General features: G+C 71.1%; 19 protein-coding genes and 1 pseudogene. 11 read left to right on the top strand and 9 right to left on the bottom strand.

What is annotated here, in order from left to right:
* Window positions 1-147 precede the first annotated feature (147 nt).
* Entirely contained in the window at window positions 148-1,317 is a 1,170-nt protein-coding gene (locus ASG28_RS11325; RefSeq protein WP_055975129.1) for a flagellar hook protein FlgE, read from the top strand.
* A 178-nt stretch (window positions 1,318-1,495) separates the two neighbouring features.
* Here ASG28_RS11325 and ASG28_RS11320 read toward each other — a convergent pair whose 3' ends face one another.
* The 9 genes from ASG28_RS11320 to ASG28_RS11280 form a co-directional block, all read right to left on the bottom strand.
* On the bottom strand, window positions 1,496-2,866 hold the full coding sequence (locus ASG28_RS11320) for a reverse transcriptase family protein (RefSeq protein WP_055975126.1): 1,371 nt from the start codon (window positions 2,864-2,866) through the stop codon (window positions 1,496-1,498).
* A gap of 416 nt (window positions 2,867-3,282) precedes the next feature.
* Window positions 3,283-3,555, bottom strand: coding sequence for a DUF4190 domain-containing protein (locus ASG28_RS11315; protein ID WP_055975123.1), 273 nt, complete (start codon window positions 3,553-3,555; stop codon window positions 3,283-3,285).
* Between the two features lie 113 nt (window positions 3,556-3,668).
* Complete coding sequence (locus tag ASG28_RS11310; RefSeq protein ID WP_235477912.1) at window positions 3,669-4,307, bottom strand: YitT family protein; 639 nt, start codon at window positions 4,305-4,307, stop codon at window positions 3,669-3,671.
* Window positions 4,308-4,671: 364 nt separating this feature from the next.
* Entirely contained in the window at window positions 4,672-5,262 is a 591-nt protein-coding gene (locus tag ASG28_RS11305; RefSeq protein ID WP_055975120.1) for a hypothetical protein, read from the bottom strand.
* A complete protein-coding gene (locus tag ASG28_RS11300; RefSeq protein WP_055975116.1) occupies window positions 5,259-5,837 on the bottom strand; it encodes a hypothetical protein in 579 nt (192 codons plus the stop codon). The genes ASG28_RS11305 and ASG28_RS11300 overlap by 4 nt, the downstream gene beginning before the upstream one ends.
* Window positions 5,834-7,132: a hypothetical protein gene (locus ASG28_RS11295; RefSeq protein WP_055975113.1), complete on the bottom strand. Its 1,299-nt coding sequence runs from the start codon at window positions 7,130-7,132 to the stop codon at window positions 5,834-5,836. Before ASG28_RS11295 ends, ASG28_RS11300 begins: the two co-directional genes overlap by 4 nt.
* Window positions 7,123-7,764, bottom strand: a complete 642-nt coding sequence (locus tag ASG28_RS11290; RefSeq protein ID WP_055975110.1) for a hypothetical protein — start codon at window positions 7,762-7,764, stop codon at window positions 7,123-7,125. Before ASG28_RS11290 ends, ASG28_RS11295 begins: the two co-directional genes overlap by 10 nt.
* Window positions 7,761-9,047, bottom strand: coding sequence for a hypothetical protein (locus tag ASG28_RS11285; protein WP_055975108.1), 1,287 nt, complete (start codon window positions 9,045-9,047; stop codon window positions 7,761-7,763). The genes ASG28_RS11290 and ASG28_RS11285 overlap by 4 nt, the downstream gene beginning before the upstream one ends.
* The gene (locus ASG28_RS11280; RefSeq protein ID WP_055975105.1) at window positions 9,044-9,331 is read right to left on the bottom strand and encodes a hypothetical protein; all 288 of its coding nucleotides are present in this window, start codon (window positions 9,329-9,331) and stop codon (window positions 9,044-9,046) included. Before ASG28_RS11280 ends, ASG28_RS11285 begins: the two co-directional genes overlap by 4 nt.
* Before the next feature lie 272 nt (window positions 9,332-9,603).
* On the opposite strand from ASG28_RS11280, the gene ASG28_RS17060 reads away from it, so the two are divergent.
* From ASG28_RS17060 to ASG28_RS11235, 10 genes and pseudogenes are all read left to right on the top strand, one after another.
* Complete coding sequence (locus ASG28_RS17060; protein WP_082454589.1) at window positions 9,604-10,011, top strand: flagellar FlbD family protein; 408 nt, start codon at window positions 9,604-9,606, stop codon at window positions 10,009-10,011.
* Window positions 10,012-10,013: 2 nt separating this feature from the next.
* On the top strand, window positions 10,014-10,850 hold the full coding sequence (locus ASG28_RS11270) for a motility protein A (RefSeq protein ID WP_055975102.1): 837 nt from the start codon (window positions 10,014-10,016) through the stop codon (window positions 10,848-10,850).
* Window positions 10,847-11,881, top strand: a complete 1,035-nt coding sequence (locus tag ASG28_RS11265) for an OmpA/MotB family protein (RefSeq protein ID WP_157485703.1) — start codon at window positions 10,847-10,849, stop codon at window positions 11,879-11,881. Before ASG28_RS11270 ends, ASG28_RS11265 begins: the two co-directional genes overlap by 4 nt.
* Before the next feature lie 136 nt (window positions 11,882-12,017).
* Window positions 12,018-12,965, top strand: a complete 948-nt coding sequence (locus tag ASG28_RS11260; RefSeq protein ID WP_055975098.1) for a flagellar motor switch protein FliM — start codon at window positions 12,018-12,020, stop codon at window positions 12,963-12,965.
* Window positions 12,962-13,687, top strand: coding sequence for a flagellar motor switch protein FliN (gene fliN, locus ASG28_RS11255; RefSeq protein ID WP_055975095.1), 726 nt, complete (start codon window positions 12,962-12,964; stop codon window positions 13,685-13,687). Before ASG28_RS11260 ends, fliN begins: the two co-directional genes overlap by 4 nt.
* A 2-nt stretch (window positions 13,688-13,689) precedes the next feature.
* Window positions 13,690-13,920 (top strand): annotated as a pseudogene (locus tag ASG28_RS17105) (FliO/MopB family protein); the annotation flags it as partial.
* Between the two features lie 149 nt (window positions 13,921-14,069).
* Window positions 14,070-14,330 (top strand): hypothetical protein, encoded by a 261-nt coding sequence (locus ASG28_RS16935; RefSeq protein ID WP_157510470.1) that lies wholly within the window; start codon window positions 14,070-14,072, stop codon window positions 14,328-14,330.
* Window positions 14,327-15,361 carry a flagellar type III secretion system pore protein FliP gene (gene fliP / locus ASG28_RS11245; RefSeq protein WP_369814164.1) on the top strand — a complete coding sequence of 345 codons (1,035 nt, stop codon included), beginning with the start codon at window positions 14,327-14,329 and terminating at the stop codon, window positions 15,359-15,361. Before ASG28_RS16935 ends, fliP begins: the two co-directional genes overlap by 4 nt.
* Window positions 15,361-15,636, top strand: a complete 276-nt coding sequence (fliQ, locus tag ASG28_RS11240; RefSeq protein ID WP_043596053.1) for a flagellar biosynthesis protein FliQ — start codon at window positions 15,361-15,363, stop codon at window positions 15,634-15,636. Before fliP ends, fliQ begins: the two co-directional genes overlap by 1 nt.
* Window positions 15,637-15,645: 9 nt before the next feature.
* On the top strand, window positions 15,646-16,398 hold the full coding sequence (locus ASG28_RS11235) for a flagellar biosynthetic protein FliR (protein ID WP_255349758.1): 753 nt from the start codon (window positions 15,646-15,648) through the stop codon (window positions 16,396-16,398).
* Window position 16,399: the final 1 nt, after the last annotated feature.

The following is a 16,399-nucleotide window of genomic DNA, read 5'->3' as shown; positions in this document are numbered from 1 at the left end:
CCACCCGCACGACCAGAACGACCCGCACGATCCGCACCACCCGTACGACCCGCACCACCCCTCGAACCGCACCGGGAGCAGGACGCGACCGGCACCACCCGCGCAGGACGCGCCTCCAGATCTCTCCCCAGCTGAAAGGCAGCACCCATGCTCCGCTCCCTCTACTCCGGCATCTCGGGCCTCCGCTCGCACCAGACGATGCTCGACGTCACCGGCAACAACATCGCCAACGTCAACACCGCCGGCTTCAAGTCGTCGACCACCCAGTTCCAGGACACGCTGTCGCAGATCACGCAGGGCGCCGGCGGCCCGCAGACCGGCATCGGCGGCACGAACCCCGCCCAGATCGGCCTCGGCGTGCAGGTCGCCGGCATCTCGACGAACTTCGCGCAGGGGTCGGCGCAGGCCACCGGCAAGGCCACCGACCTGATGATCTCGGGCGACGGCTTCTTCGTCACCCGCCTCGGCAACGACACCGTCTACACCCGCTCGGGCGCCTTCGACTTCGACGCCGACGGCCGCCTCGTGTCGTCCGACGGCAAGATCGTGCAGGGCTACTCGGCCACGAACGGCGTCATCAACGACGGAGGCGCGCTCGGCGACATCACGCTGCCCCTGAACGCCGCGGCACCGGCGACGGCGACCTCGAGCGCCACGGTCGGCGGCAACCTGCCGAGCGAGTCCGCGGTCGGCGACAAGATCGTCCGTGACACCAAGGTGTTCGACGCCAACGGCCTCGAGCGCACCCTGACGCTGACCTTCTCGCGCACCGCGACCGGCTGGGACGCCTCGGCGACCGACGGCAACGGGGGCGCCACCGCCTCGCTGGCCTTCGCCGACGGCAAGCAGACCGGTGCGGCATCGCTCAACCTCAACGGCGTCACCGTCGACCTGTCGGGCATCACCGGCTTCGCGGCGCTCAACACCACGTCGATCACCGAGCAGAACGGTCGCGCGGCCGGCACGCTGCAGGGCTTCTCGCTGTCGAAGGACGGCACGCTGATGGGCCAGTTCAGCAACGGTTCGACGGTCGGCCTCGGTCGCGTCGTGCTCGCGACCTTCACGAACCCCGGCGGCCTCGAGAAGGAGGGCAACTCGGGCTACCGCGCGACCGCCAACTCGGGTGCCGCGACGGTCGGCGCCCCCGGTTCGCCCGGCGTCGGCTCGCTGGCCAGCGGCTCGCTCGAGATGTCGAACGTCGACCTCTCGCAGGAGTTCACCAACCTGATCGTCGCCCAGCGCGGCTTCCAGGCCAACGCCCGCATCATCACCACCTCCGACGAGGTGCTGCAGGAGCTCACCAACCTCAAGCGCTAGCCGCAGCCGCTGGCAGGCCGGCTCGGACGGGCGGGTTCGTCGAGAGCGGGCGTCTTCGGACGCCCGCTCTCGACGAACCCGCCCGTTCTGTCGTCGGGTCGCCCTGTCGTCGGGCGGCCCTGTCGTCGGGCGGTCCGCCCTCAGGAGGCGCGGTGCCGCGCAGGAGGCGCGGTGCGGGTCACCTGGGGACGCGCGCGAACGCGGCGCGCAGCCGGGCCCCGCGCCCGGGGTGGAGCTGCTCGACCCAGCCGATGCGCCCCCACAGCTGGGCGGCGAAGTCCGGGTGCCCGGCGCGGTTCTGCGCCTCGAGCCCGGTGGTGGCGGCGTTGTGCAGCACGGCCCGCAGCTGGTCGTACTCGGAGCGCACCGTGTTCGTGCCCTGGTTGACCACCACGCCGGTGACGACCTGTCGCGTGGCCGCCCCGCGCACCCGGGTCTTGGCCTGGTTGAGCAGGTGTCCCTCGTCGCCGACGATGCGTCCCACGCCCCGCACGAACGCGTCGGCCCGCGCCGCGAGCGTCCCGTCGCCGCTGAACGCGAGGTCGTCGGCGTACCGCGTGTAGGTCGCGCCGGCGGCTCGGGCGTATCCGTCGAGCCGCGAGTCGAGTCGGCGGACGGCGACGTTCGCGAGGGAGGGCGAGGTCGGCGCGCCCTGGGCGAGATGCGCGACGGCGAGTGCGTGACGCAGGGCGAACCGCTGTTCGGGGCTGCCTCCCGGGGGCATGCGCGAGAGCACGCCCGGCGGCACGGAGGTCGTGCACAACCCCGTGAGCACGTGGGCGACGGCGTCGGGCAGGCCCTCGCGGCGCAGGGAGCCGAACACCTGCCCGGCGGTGACCCGGGCGAAGAACGAGGTCAGGTCGAGGGCGATCACGACCTCGCGGCCGACGTGTCGACGAGCACCGGTGACCGCGCTGCGCCCGGGGACGAACCCGTGCGCCGCATCGTGCAGCGGAACGGCCGCCAGCACCTCGTCGAGCACGACGCGTTGCAGGTCGCGCAGCCGGAAGCCGGGGACCTCGAGCAGTCGTGGCGTGCGTCCGGGCCGCGACCGCCACTCGTACCGGTGGTGCTGCAGGGGCCCGCCGTCGACGCGGCGGTGCCACCGGCCGGGGTCGGCGAACCAGTCGAGCTCGCCCACGGTCAGGTGCAGCAGGCGGGCGACGTCGGCCACGGTGCCCAGACGCAGGAGGCGCGGGTCGGCCGAGCGCGCCTCCTGCGTCACGGGCACGTGGTGGACGTTGCGCAGCGGACGGCCGCGCCTCCGGGCCTCGGCCACCGCCTCGGTGAAGGCCGGGTCGCGGCGGATGAGGGCGGCGAGCGTGCGGGGATCGTCGAGCGGCGCTCGGGGCAGGGCGTGGACGAGGTCTCGGGCGAGTGGACGCCAGAAGCGGGCGGACCCGTCGATCGCCTCGCCGGCCGCGGCGGCCAGCCCGCGGACCGACCACTCCGCGCCGAGGAAGGCGTCGGCGAGCACGGTCGCGACGGCATCGGGCCCCGGGTCGGGCTCGTGTGCGCCAGCGGCCGACGCGGGGGAGCGGACGCTCACCCGGTGCCCGTCATGCCCTTTGCCGTGCTGCTCGCGATCGTGCGGGCGCAAGCCGCTCGTGCCGCTGACGCGGCGGGTGCGTTCGGGTGGCTGCGGCGGTGCCTCGGCGACTCGTGCGTCGGTGCGGGCCGCGAGCCGCGCGAAGCGCGGTCACCGGCCTGCGGTGCGGTGCCGTGGTCGATCTGCGTGCCCCGGGGTAGCCCCGGAGAGGAAGGCACAGCGCGTGTGCCGTCCACCTCGCCGAGACACCGTCGCATGCCCACACGCTAACGGCGCCCACCGACGTCCGCGATCCCTCGCAGGGCGGAACCCGTCTCAGGCGGGGCGCCCACCCGGGACGCGAAGGAGGCGCGGTGCCTGCTCTGCAGACACCGCGCCTCCTGTGCTCCCCGGCTGGTGTGCCGGGGTCGATCGACCTAGTAGGTCGTCGGCATCGAGTTCATGATGGCGGGCAGGATCACCGCGATGTAGATGATGCCGAAGATGATCGACGCGATGCTGATGATGACGCCGGCGAGGGCGAGGCCGCGTCCGCGCTCGCCGGTCTTCTTGATCTTGGACAGGGCGATCAGGCTGACGACCAGGCCGGCGATGTTGAAGACGAAGGCGAGGATGAACCCGACGATCGCGAGGACGTTGTAGCCGGCGGCGGTGCCGGCGGACTGGGGCATGGCGGTGTTGTTGGACATGAGACTCCTAGGTGGTGTGACGTCCGGGGACGTGCAAGACGAGATTGACCGCTTCGAGACGAGAATGCCTCAAACAGACCGGTCGTGCACGAAAGTCTGGCAGAAAGTTGTGATCACGTGTGGCCGACATAACGGCCGGCCTTGTGGTTCATCGCGAGCACCAGGTTCAGCACGACGGCGCCGAGTGCCGAGAGCAGCACGATCCACGGCGAGACGACGGTCAGCGAGGTCAGCACGATGACCACGTCGAAGCCCATCTGGACGTAGCCGGCGCGCAGGCCGGCGCGTTCCTGCAGCACGAGGGCGAGGATGTTGATCCCGCCGAGGCTCGCCCCGTGGCGGAAGAGGATCAGCAGGCCGACGCCGACGAGCAGGTTGCCGGCGAGGGTGCCGTAGATCGGGTTGATGCCGTCGATGTCGAACATCAGGGGGTGCAGGTACGAGAACGCGGACAGCATGACGACGGTCAACACCGTGCGCAGGGTGAACGGCCAGCCCTTCTTCCACACCGCGAGTGCGAAGAACGGCACGTTGACCAGGACGAACAGCACGCCGAAGGTCCAGCCCGTGGCGTAGCTGGTCAGCAGGGCGAGGCCCGCCGTGCCGCCTGAGACGGCCCCGCTGGTCTTCAGCAGGAACAGCCCGAACGACGCCAGGAAGACGCCGGTCACGACGCCCATCACGTTCTCGGCGAGGGTGTGTTTGTTCACGTCGACGGTCTCGATCGAGCCGGTCAGGGCCGGGTCGTCGATGCCGTGACGGGCCGGTGCGGCCGCGTCGGGGGTCGCGGCGTCGGGCAGGCCGGCCGGCGAGGACTCGGGGGCGGGCCCGTCGTCGCTGTCGACGGCGTTCCGCTCCGCGCTCGCGGTGCGGGACGTGCTCGCGGTCGGGGTGGCGGAGGAGGTGCGGGTGACGTCGTCGGCGCGGGCGGCGGGGGTGGTGCCGGGGCGCGACTCGTCGAGGGGTTCGTGGGTCACCGGCACATCCTGCCAGCCCCCTGTTTCGCGCACGTGACGCGCCGCGCCCTGCTACTCAGCCTGCCGCACCGTCGAGTGGATGAGACGCCGCCGCATGTCGCGGTGTCTCGTCCACTCGACGGTGTCCTCCCCTCAGCGATCAGACTGCACCGGCCATCACCATGGCGAACGGCACGATGACGGCGATCAGGCCGGCGAGCGCCACGAGGGCGCAGAGCACCGGACGTCGGGTCGTCAGTGGGACGACGCCGGGCACGATGGCGGCGGCGTTCTTGCCCGAGAAGACCTGATCGGCCGGCATGATCGTGAGTCCTGCGTGCTGGGCGATCTCGAGCAGCTGTTCTCCGGGCCAGTTGGCCTCGGTGAGGACGAGTCGGCGGCCTGTTCCGTTCCGGACAGCGAGGTATGCGAGGTTCTGCACCCCCATGTTGAGAGTGCAGAGGATGCCGCGCTGTGAGCCGTCGAACTCGACGATCGTGGTGCGCCCCCACCCACGTCTGGTCACCGCGGTGTCGGACACGGTGATGCTCGTCGTCCGGAGGTAGATCCACAGACCGGCCGCCAGAACGACCAGCAGGACGAGGAGGTACGGGACGACGGTCATGCCCATTCGATTCCAGCCGATCAGGAAGGCGAGGGGTATCAGGACGAGCCGGCCTTTGGCCTTCGCCCAGAAGTGCGACCAGGTCGGTCGGTAGGTGGCTCCGGTGATGAGGGGTGTGGCGGTCATGGTCCTTCTTTCTGCAGGGTGGGTGGCGTCGGTTCCGGGCCGGTGTCGTCGAGCGTCAGGCCGAGGGCCAGCTCGTCGACCAACGGAACGACCGCGTCGGCCGGATGAGGCGACGGGGACTCGCTCGACAGTGCGACGGTCCAGGGGGGCGTGGTGTCGCCGTCTTCGGGGCGTGTGACCGACCAGGTCCAGAGGACGTGTGTCATCACGACGGTTCGGGGGACTCGCGTCGTGTCCGAGGGCATGTCGACGGCTCGTTCGTGGCTCTGCCTCCGGGCCGGCCCGAGCGGTGTGTGCTGGGTCCGTGCCGTCGTCGACGACACTGCGGCCGGGTGGGAGTCGAACGAACTCCTCAGATCGACGGCCGTGACGGCTTCGGGCGCGAGCACGAACACCGAGGCCCAGCCCACGACGAGGGCCGGGTCGTCGTCGGACATCAGCGCCATGCCCGCGGTGACTTCCTGGGCTTCCATCAGGTCGTGGATGTCCTGCAGGGCACCCGGGAGGGGGCCGTCATGGGCCTCGAAGCCGATCAGCGTCCGCCATGCCGTGCGGTGTCTCAGGGTGACCCTCATCGCTCACCCTTGCGGAGTCCTCGGGGAAGGCGCATCCACAGGCGGAGCACCCACCAGGTCGGCAATCCGATCACCAGCCCGGTGGTGAGAGCCCAGAGGACGATCGACGACAGCTGGATCGCGGCCGCGGTCTTTCCGCCATCGGAGAGGGTGATGATGAAGGGCACCAGCAGCACGCCGGACGCGATGCAGGAGCGCAGGGCCGACAAAGGCGAGGGTGTTCTCCACGGGCCGCCGCCGAGGAGCGCCTGCCGTGCACGAGCTCGGGCGAGCTCCACGCCGATGGGTGGAGGCAACGGCGCGTCGCCCAGACGGTTCGCGCTGACGCCGATGCCCTGATCGTGCAGCCACTCCTCCAGCCGCAGTTCGTCCCGAGCGGTCGGCGCCCAGTCGGCCAGGGGCAGGCAAGCGCGAGGCAGGCCCCGCTCATCCATCAGCACGAGATCGCGCCCGCCATCTCTCTCGGTGTACTGGAAACGCATCGTGCCCGGTCGGGAGGTGTCGTCGACGGTGCGGATGACCGCTGACGTACCTGAGGCGTCCGACGTGGTCAACCCGTGGATGCCCGGTGTCAACGAGAGGGGGTCCGCAAGCGGCGCTCTCGAGGACTTCGGTGCCACATAGCTTCGTGGGCCGAACGGAATGCGGACGGGCCTGAGCCACGGCGAGATCGACCACAGGTTGGCGACGGACGTCACGAGGACGACCGCTGCTGCCCCCGTCGGGATGAGCGCCGGCGGGACTTCGCCGGGCGCCAGCAGGAACGACGTCACGGCCAGGGCGAGGATGGCGACGTAGCTCACCGCTGCGCCCAGGGAGAGTGCGAGTTGGGTGGTGGCGAGTCGGCGATGTGCATCGATGTCGACCGAACGGATGATCCGGGCGTCACCGGCACGTTCCGCGAAACGGCCACCGGGTTGGACGTCGAACAGGGGGCGCACGCCACGAGTCTCGAGAAGGTCGAGGAAGCCAGAACTCCGTACGGCCTCGTGAGGTGCGCACTCGACGCCGTCCGCCCACCAGTCGGCCAGAGGGAAGACGAAGAGGTCGTCCTTCGTCAGGAACCATACGATCCCGAGGGGGTGGGGCTCCCCCCACGCGAGCGGTCCCTCGTAGGGGTGGGCCCAACCGCCTGACGTCACATCGGCAAGGGGGAAGAGGTCGCCTGGGGCGGCGTTCCGCCGATGGAGGCGCAGTCGGCCTTCGTGGACGGACAGATGCGACGGGTCGCGGCGCCCTGCCCGGAAGGCGCTCGTGTGCGCTGCGGGCACGACCCACGAGACCGTCACGTCCACGTCAACGTCCTCGCGATGGAATCGCCGTGGTCGATCTGGGCACCGACGAACGGGCCACCCATCGTCGAGAACGACAGCATGAGCTGCGATCCCCGGTGCCCGGGGATGTCGATGGCGTAGCCCACGTCGGCAGTCGAGATGACTCGCCGGACGTCCTCCGAGCTGAGGGAGACGTCGTCGCGACCTGGTTCGAGATCGGCCAGGTGCCCGGCCAGGGTCCTCCACCACGTTCCGACGTCGGTCGACGCGCGAGCGAGAACCCTGAGGCAGGGGCCCCCGGCTGTCTCGAGGATCGTCATCGATCCCGCCGCTCCGACGGCCGGGGGGCTCTCGAGAGATCCGGCGATGCATGCGCCGAGGTGGACGACGCTCGTGACGAGGGACATCGGCCCCAGGCCGGTCCGGCTCGGTCCGACGAAGGCGAAGAGGTCCAGCGCGCCGGCCTGCCGAGCCGTCTCACGAACGTGCCCCATGGCCGTGCCGAATCGCCGCCTCGACAGAACCGCTGCTGCCGCGTCCCGGTCAGTCGCCGTGAGCTGGCGGCCCAGCCGGTGGACCTGCTCGTCGAAGTCGCCCTCGGGAGAGAATCGATGCCAGCCCCGGGGCAGGGTCAACGAGTACGAGACCGTCACAGGCTTCCCACCCGGATCTGCATCTTCTGGGTCCAGTAGGCGTCGGTCAACAGGGCACCGACGTCCAGCGCGGTCTCCACGCCGGACTTGACGTCGACCACCAGCGACGGGATGCCCGTCCCGACTCCCACGATGACGCCGGGCCGCCACGACGCCTGAGCCAGCGGCCCCCCTCCGTTCTCGGCGAGACGCCGCAGGAGCTGCATCTCTCGAGCGCCGCCGCCGACGAGACCGTCGATGATCCGTGTGCCCAGATCGCCTCCGATCGAGGAGGCGCGCTGCGTGAGCGCTGCTTCGGATTCCCTCCTGACCCGGTCGTAGACGGCGTCCACCTTGCGGGTAGGAGCCTGGGCGGCAGCTCGCTGGGCGTTTCGCATGGACTGGCTCGAGATCACCGAGGTCCTCGTGCCGGCGACGAGCCCCGCCATGGCCCGAGCTCCACCGAAGCCGATGCAGGCGAGTCCCACGCCGGCCAGGTCGGCCATCACGTCGGACAACGATGCATCGCCGGCACTCGCTTGCGCCAGGGTGATCGCGAGGGTCAGAGCGGCCATGGCGATGCCGGCGATCAGGAGGCCGAGGGCGGCGGCAGGGAAGATGATGGCGAGGATGGTCAGCAGCGGCGCGAGCGCGGTCAGCAGGTCTTTGATCGCCCCCAGCACCCCGCGGGCGTCGTGCACCACCTGCTTCACATGGTCCCACCAGGTGTCGCGCAGCTCGTCGTCGCCGGCCAGGCGGATGGCCGCGATCGCCTGGTCGTTGAGGGCGCCGTACTCGCCGTCCGTATCGCCCCCGGTGCCGACCAGTCGGGTGATGACCGCCTTCGCGTCCGCGAGGTCGGTGTCGGCGAGGTCGACTGCCCGCGTCCGGGTGGCCTCTTGCCGGTCGATCTCGAACGGGTCGGTCTCGCCGGGGACGACGAACTTGTCGGCCGTACGCCGCGCCTCCTTGGCCTCGTCGGCGTCGAGGCGCGCGGCGTCCGCCTGGCGCTGCAGCTCTTCGAGGCCGTCCGCATAGGTGTCGAGCGCCGTGGCGAGGTCGAGGTAGCGCTGCTTCGCCTCGTCGATCGCGTCGGCGAGCGGTTCTGCCGACGTCGTGAAGGTGCGGCCCGACTCGGAGTCCCACCCCTCGGCCTTCGCCAACCGACGCAGCCGCCTCGACTGTGTCTCGATCGACGTGCCCGTGGCCCGAGCCGCGACCGCCGACGACCGGATGTCGGTCGGGTCACCGGGCACGGGGTCGGACGCCAGGTCGAGCGGACTCCAGTCCCAGGGGCGGCTCATGCCACACCCGCCGTGTCGGTCGGGGCCAGCGCGGCAGCCAGCTCGTCCTCGGCTTGCGTGAAGGTCTTCGCCGCGCCCTCGGCCATGGCGCCGACCGCCGCGATCGACTCGAGCATGCGGCCCCGGGCGATCGCCCAGTCGTCGATGAACGCGGTGACGGCCTGCTGCAGGCGGGGTGAAGCGACGCCGTCACCGGAGGCGCCGGCGCTGCCCGAGGACAGGTCGGTGTGCAGGGTCTGGAGGTCGCGGGCCAACGCGGCCAGCGCCTCCAGATCGATGTCCATGTACGGCGCCACGGCGGTTTTCCCCTCGTCGATATGAGCAATGTCACACACCATACCGACTGTTCGGCCCGCCACGACCTGCCTGTGGACAACGGGTCGCCCCACGGGTCGCGCGACCGGAAGCGCGAGAGGGCACACGCCGACAACCGGCACCGACGACCCGCACCTAACGCCCCGCCGCCCCCGGCCGATAGTCACCCGTAGCCGCTCAGGACGAGCAGCGACACCTGCCCCACGGATGGCGGCAGGAGACACAGACCTAGGACGGGCCGATGATCGTCGTCACGCGACTCAACGACAGCAGATTCGCTGTCAACCCTGACCTCATCGAGCGCATCCACGAGACGCCCGACACGGTCCTGATCATGGTCGACGGCGCCAAGTACGTCGTGACCGAGCCGATGGCCGAGGTCATCGAGATGATCGCCCGCTACCGGGCCCGCATCGTCTCGCTCGCCTACGACGAGCCGTCGGCCACCGCCCCGGCCAGCCAGGCCCTCGGCAACCGCACCTCGACCGGCCCTCAGCTCGGGATCGTCCGCGGCTCGTCCGGTTCAGGAGGCGCGGGTCGCGTCACCGAGTTCCGTCCCGCCGTGCAGGCTCCCGCCGTCCACGCGCCGACCGCGCCGACCGCGCCGGCTGCGCCGGCCGCCTCGGCCGACACCACGCAGGGACGCTGACCGTGGATCCCGCAACGATCATCGGCATCGTCCTCGCCCTGGGCGCCCTCTTCGGCATGATCCAGCTCGAGGGCGTCAGCATCGCCGGGCTGCTGCTGCCCGCCCCGATCATCCTCGTCTTCGGCGCCACGATCGGCGTCGGCATCGCCGGCACGACGATCAAGGACGCGATCCTCAGCTTCAAGAAGATCACCCGCGCCTTCACGGGCAAGGTCGTCCCCCCGCAGTCGGTCATCGACGGTGTCGTCTCGCTCGCCGAGAAGGCCCGCAGCGAGGGCCTGCTCTCGCTCGAGCAGGAGGCCGAGAAGCTCGACGACCCCTTCATGAAGGGCGCGCTGCAGAACATCGCCGACGGCACCGACGGCGAGGAGCTGCGCATCCTGCTCGAGGACGAGATGGAGTCCCGCCTCGCCGCCGACCGCACCGCCAGCAAGTTCTTCATGAGCCTCGGCGGGTACGCCCCGACGGTCGGCATCGTGGGCACGGTCGTCAGCCTCACCCACGTGCTCGAGAACCTCGCCGAACCCGACGAGCTCGGCCACATGATCGCCGCGGCCTTCGTCGCGACCCTGTGGGGCCTGCTGACCGCCAACTTCCTCTGGCTGCCGCTCGGCGCGCGCCTCAAGAAGCTGGCCGACCTCGACGAGCTGCGCATGACGCTGCTGATGGAGGGGGTCCTGGCGGTCCAGGCCGGAAGCCAGCCGCGCCTCCTCGGCGAACGCCTCAAGGCCATGGTGCCGACCCACGCGCTCGAGGGTGGCGACGGCAAGGGCGGCAAGGGCGGCAAGGCCAAGGCCGGCGCGAAGAAGGGCGGCGACGACCAGGGGCTGGCCGCATGAGCGGGGCACGCGGCGGACGCAAGAAGAAGGGGCACGCCGAGGACGAGCACCCCGACGAGCGCTGGATGGCCTCGTACATGGACATGATCACCGTGCTGATGTGCATGTTCATCGTGCTGTTCGCGATGTCGAACGTCGACCAGGACAAGTACATCGCCCTGCGCAACTCGCTCGCGACCGGCTTCGGCCAGACCGACGTCGGCAAGGTCGACACGGCCTCGGGCACCGTTGTGAACGCCGCCGACGTGACGGCCGAGGGCAAGGGCTACTCGTCGGGCGACGAGACCGACATGAGCAAGGCCGCCGCCTCGGGTGACGCCCAGACCGCCGAGCAGGCCGCCGCCGCCACGGTCGCGGCCCAGGGCGAGCTCGACGACCTCACCGCCATCAAGGCCGCGATCGCCGCGAACCTCGAGGGCTCGGGGCTCAGCGCCGACGTCCAGTTCGCCGTCGACGACCGGGGGCTGACGGTCCGCCTGATCGGCTCCGAGACCTTCTTCGGCACGAACAGCGCCGACCTCAGCGGCACGGCCGTCAACGTCATGAACGCCATCGGGCCGGTGCTGAAGACCTCGGGTCACGACGTCTCGGTCGAGGGCCACGCCGACCAGCGAAGCTCGACCGCGCCCTTCGCGACCAACTGGGAGCTCTCGTCCGCCCGCGCCACCCAGGTGCTGCGCGACCTGGTCGAACGCGGCGGCGTGGGCGCCGACCACATCCAGTCGGTCGGCTTCGGCTCGTCGCGTCCCCTCAGCACCGGCACGACGGACGCCGACCTCGCGTCGAACCGTCGGGTCGACATCGTCGTCCTGTCGAACCAGTCCGACGCGGTGAGCGCGCTGCTGCCGCAGCTCGAGCAGGCGGCGGCGGCCGCAGGAGGCGCGGTGACCGACGGTCGCAATCCCACCGTCCAGCAGGCGGCCGACACCTCGACCACGGCCGAGTCGGGTGACACGTCGAAGGCGGGCACCGCGACCGAGACGAAGACCGAGAAGAAGACGGAGAAGAAGGAGGAGTCCTCGGGCCACTGACCTCCGCCGGGCCCCGCCCGGCGCCTCCGGCCCGGTAGCGCGACCCCGGTCCAGAGCTCGCGGACGGCAACCCAGTCCGGGGGGTACACGCCGTCCTGGGCTAACGCTCAGGTGGGGCGGGCCGATAGCTCCGTCCGTGACACTCCTCGACGCCCCGACGGGCAGCAGCGCACCGACCGCGACGGTCGGCTCGTCGACGCGCCCGCAGAAGACCGTCGAGGTCTACGACTTCCGCCGTCCGACGACCCTCGCCCGCGAGCACTCGCGCGTCCTCGAGCTGGCCTTCGACACCTTCGCGCGGCAGTGGGGAACTCAGCTCACCGCCAAGGTCCGGGTGCTCTCGCAGGTCACCTGTGACCAGGTGCAGATGCTCACCTACGACGAGTACGCCTCGTCGCTGCCGGCGACCACCGCGATGGTGCTCTGCACCCTCGAGGGCGTCTCGGCGAAGGCCGTCATCCAGTTCCCGTCGTCGGCCGCGCTCACCTGGGTCAGCCACATGCTGGGGGCCGTCAAGCCGGCGAGCCTGCCCGAGCGCACCTTCACGCCCATCGAGCAGGCCCTCGTGCGCCGCCTGATGGACGACGCCCTCGACGACCTGCGCTACTCGTTCGGCACCATGCTGGCCGACCCGATCAGCGTCGGCGGGTTCCAGTACAACTCGCAGTTCGCCCAGGCCGCGCAGAAGTCCGACCTGATGATCGTGGCCTCGTTCGAGATCCGCGTCGGCGAGCGCGTGGCACCCGGCACGGTCGCGATCCCGGCCGACGTGCTGCTGTCGCAACTCGGCGAGTCCAACCCGACGATCGACGCGGCCGACGCGCGTGAGCTGCTCGGCGCCCAGCTGGCCTCGGTGCCGGTCGGCGTCTCGTTGACCTTCGCCCCCGCCGCGGTGCTGCCGAGCGTCGTGCTCGGGCTGGCCGTCGGCGACCTGCTGCCGCTGCCCCACCCGCAGCACCGCCCGCTCGAGATCAGTGTCGACGGCCAGCCCGTCGGCCGCGCCGCCGTCGGGGCCGCCGGCTCGCGTCTGGCCGGCATCGTCGTCTCCACCTCCCTGACCGGCACCGAAGAAGGAACCTCATGACCGGCACGACCATCACCCTGCACACCGCGGCGGTCGAGGCGCTGGTCGCCCAGCTGCCGACGCCCACGCCCCTGCGTGCCGTGGCCGTCGACCCGGCCTCCGCGCACGGCCTCCGCGTCGCGGGCTCGTCCGTCGTGGTCACGTCGTTCGTCGGGTCGGTCTCGGCCGACACCGCGGTCGTGCTGGCCGACATGGACCAGCTCGCCGCCGCCGCCGGCACCGACAACCCGATGGTCTCGGTCTCGGACGTCCTGCGTCCCGCGCTCGAGTCCGCGACGGGCGTGCTCGGCACGGGCGTGCTCGGCGAGAGCCGCCGCGAGTCGGCGGACGCCCTGCTGGCCGACCCCGAGACCGTCGTCTTCGAGCTGACGGCCGCGGGCCAGCCCGCCGGCTGGTTCGCCCTGCGCCTGCGCGAGACCGGCACGATCGGTGGATCGTCGCCGGTGGTGCCGACCCCGGGCGCGGTCTCGACCGGCAACCTCGGTCGCATCAACAACGTCGAGATGGCGCTGACGGTCGAGATCGGCCGCACCCGCATGTCGGTCCGCGACGTCCTGGGCCTCGAGCCCGGCGCGGTCATCGAGCTCGACCGTTCGGCCGGTGCCCCCGCCGACGTGCTGCTCAACGGCCGCCTGATCGCGCACGGCGAGGTCGTCGTCGTCGACCAGGACTACGCCGTCCGCATCACCAAGATCCTCGACGTCGCCGACGGCATCGCCTGATCGTGGACACCGTCGTCGTCGGCCTGCGGGTCGTCCTCTCGTTGGGCGTCGTCCTCGCCCTGCTCTGGGTGCTGCAGAAGCGCCTGGTGAAGGGCGGCCGCGCGGGCACCCGCGCCACGTCGCAGGTCTCGGTTGTCGCCCGCCAGGGCGTCGGCGCGAAGGCGAGCGTCGTCGTGGTCGACGTCGAGGGCGAGCGCCTCGTGCTCGGCGTGACCGAGTCGTCGGTGACCGTCCTGGCCGCCGCCGACCGTCCCGTCGAGGCCGCCCCTCTCACGCTCGTCCCGTCGGGTGCGCCCGACGACGAGCCGACCCCGGTGCAGGAGGCGCGGGTCACCCCGATCGCGCCCGTCGCGACCCCGCGCCCTCGGCCTCGTTCGCCGCCGTGCTGTCGGCCGAGACCTCGGCGGTCCCGGCCCTCGCCACGACCCCGTCCCTCGCGTCGGCCTCGGCCACCCCCGCCGAGCTGCTCCGCCCCCGCGGTGCCGCCCGCCGTGCCGCGACGGCCGGTCTCCGCGGCCGCGCGCCTCGTGACCCGGCCGACCGCCGCACCGGGCGGGCCGCGAAGTCGCTCGAGGGCTCGATCCTCGCCCCCGACACGTGGCGTCAGGCCGCAGCCGTGCTGCGCAGCGGACGAGCCGGATGACCGGCCGCCGGTCGTCCGCGTCCCCGACCCGCCCCTCCTTCGCGTCCGCCCTGCGCCGGCTCGCCCGTCCGACGCTGCGTGACGGCCTGCACGGAGCCCCCCTGGGCCGCTCGGTGGTGGCCGTGCCCGTGCGCTTCGCCGACACGCGCTTCGCCCGTGCGGTCGTCGTCACGCTGCTCGCCCTCGTCGTGGCGTCCGCCCTCGTCATGCTGATCGGTCAGCAGGCGAACGCGGCCCCCGTCTCGCCGACGGCCCCCACCGCCCCGGCCACGGACGGCACCGGCTCCGAGGGCACCACGGGCACGACCCCGACCGACTTCACCGACACCGATCAGACGACGTCCGACGGTACCGGCTCGGGCGGGCTGAACATCGACATCAACGGCCCCGACGGTGCGCCCAGCCAGGCCGTCGTCACCCTGATCGGCATCACGCTGCTGAGCGTCGCGCCCGCGCTGCTGCTGATGATGACGTCGTTCACGAAGATCTTCGTGGTGCTCGCGATGACGCGCAACGCGCTCGCGCTGCCGTCCATCCCGCCGAACCAGGTGCTCGCGGGGCTGGCCCTGTTCCTGAGCCTGTTCATCATGGCTCCGATCCTGACCCACATCAACACGGACGCCGTGCAGCCCTACCTCGACGGCCGCCTCGACCTGCAGGGGGCGATCGACGCCGGCATCGCGCCGCTGCGCGAGTTCATGCTCGCCCACACCCGCGAAGAGGACCTCGCGCTGATGACCCGCTCGGCGAACCAGCCGAACCCGGCCAGCCAGGCCGACGTGCCCATGCTCACGCTCATCCCGTCGTTCATGATCAGCGAGCTGCGCGCCGCGTTCATCATCGGCTTCGTCATCTTCATCCCCTTCCTCGTCATCGACCTCGTCGTCAGCGCCGCGCTGATGTCGATGGGCATGATGATGCTGCCGCCGGTGATGATCTCGCTGCCGTTCAAGATCCTGTTGTTCGTCCTCGTCGACGGCTGGGGCCTCATCATCAAGAGCCTCATCGAGAGTTACCAGGTGGGTGCCTGATGGATTCCAACGCCGTCCTCGACCTGTCCATGCAGGCCCTCATCATCACGGGCAAGCTCGCCGCGCCCGTGCTGATCACCTCGCTCGTCGTCGGTTTCGCGATCTCGCTGCTGCAGTCGATCACCCAGATCCAGGAGGTCACCCTCTCGTTCGTGCCGAAGGCCGTCGCCGTCGGCATCGCGCTCATCGTCACCGGCCACTGGATGATCAGCGAGATGGTGTCGTTCACGACCATGGTGTTCGACCGCATCCCCCAGCTGCTCAGCGGCGGGTAGGGGCCGACCGTGTCGTTCGACCTGAGCTGGCTCGAGGCCACCCTCCTCGCCGCCGTGCGCATGACCGCGTTCCTCGTGATCGCGCCTCCGTTCTCGTACCGCGCGTTCCCGGCGCGGGTGAAGGCCATGCTCGGCATCGGGCTCGCGCTCGCCGTCGCGCCGCGCGTCACCCCCGGCTACGTGTCGCTCGAGACGGGGCCGTTCGTCATGGCGCTCGTGCTCGAGCTCGTCGTCGGCGCCGTGCTGGGGTTCCTGGTGTTCGTCGCCTTCGCCGCGGTGCAGGCGGCCGGCAGCCTGATCGACCTCTTCGGCGGCTTCACGCTCGCGCAGGCGTTCGACCCGCAGTCGATGGTCAACGGCGCGCAGTTCACCCGGCTGTTCCAGATGACCGCACTCGCGCTGATGTTCGCGACCGGGGGTTACCAGCTGATCATCGGGGGACTCACCCGCTCGTTCGACGCCGTCCCGCTCGGTCTCGGCATGGACCTCTCCCGTCCGGTCGAGCTGCTGACGACCGGCGTCAGCCAGCTCTTCCTCTCGACCATCCAGATCGCCGGGCCGCTCTGCGTCGTGCTCTTCCTCGCCGACGTCGGCCTCGGACTGCTCTCGCGCGTCGCGCCGGCCCTCAACGCCTACGCGATGGGCTTCCCGCTCAAGATCCTCATGACGGTCATGTTGGCCGGCGGCGTCTTCCTCGCGCTGCCCGGCGTCGTGGCCTCGTTGACCGGTGACGCCGCCGACATGCTGCTGGGGGTGGGCTGAC

This window comes from Frigoribacterium sp. Leaf415 (genome assembly GCF_001424645.1).
In the GTDB taxonomy this organism is placed as follows: domain Bacteria; phylum Actinomycetota; class Actinomycetes; order Actinomycetales; family Microbacteriaceae; genus Frigoribacterium.
Note: the sequence above shows the minus strand (reverse complement) of the source record. Positions and strands in the feature narration are given on the sequence as shown.

What these genes read in the sequence shown, in the direction of transcription:
- ASG28_RS11300 (WP_055975116.1), bottom strand. Translation starts at nt 5,837, where the DNA reads ATGAGGGTCACCCTGAGACACCGCACGGCATGGCGGACGCTGATCGGC.
- ASG28_RS11325 (WP_055975129.1), top strand. Translation starts at nt 148, where the DNA reads ATGCTCCGCTCCCTCTACTCCGGCATCTCGGGCCTCCGCTCGCACCAG.
- ASG28_RS11280 (WP_055975105.1), bottom strand. Translation starts at nt 9,331, where the DNA reads ATGGACATCGATCTGGAGGCGCTGGCCGCGTTGGCCCGCGACCTCCAG.
- ASG28_RS11315 (WP_055975123.1), bottom strand. Translation starts at nt 3,555, where the DNA reads ATGTCCAACAACACCGCCATGCCCCAGTCCGCCGGCACCGCCGCCGGC.
- fliP (WP_369814164.1), top strand. Translation starts at nt 14,327, where the DNA reads ATGACCGGCCGCCGGTCGTCCGCGTCCCCGACCCGCCCCTCCTTCGCG.
- ASG28_RS17060 (WP_082454589.1), top strand. Translation starts at nt 9,604, where the DNA reads ATGATCGTCGTCACGCGACTCAACGACAGCAGATTCGCTGTCAACCCT.
- fliN (WP_055975095.1), top strand. Translation starts at nt 12,962, where the DNA reads ATGACCGGCACGACCATCACCCTGCACACCGCGGCGGTCGAGGCGCTG.
- ASG28_RS11305 (WP_055975120.1), bottom strand. Translation starts at nt 5,262, where the DNA reads ATGACCGCCACACCCCTCATCACCGGAGCCACCTACCGACCGACCTGG.
- fliQ (WP_043596053.1), top strand. Translation starts at nt 15,361, where the DNA reads ATGGATTCCAACGCCGTCCTCGACCTGTCCATGCAGGCCCTCATCATC.
- ASG28_RS11285 (WP_055975108.1), bottom strand. Translation starts at nt 9,047, where the DNA reads ATGAGCCGCCCCTGGGACTGGAGTCCGCTCGACCTGGCGTCCGACCCC.
- ASG28_RS11265 (WP_157485703.1), top strand. Translation starts at nt 10,847, where the DNA reads ATGAGCGGGGCACGCGGCGGACGCAAGAAGAAGGGGCACGCCGAGGAC.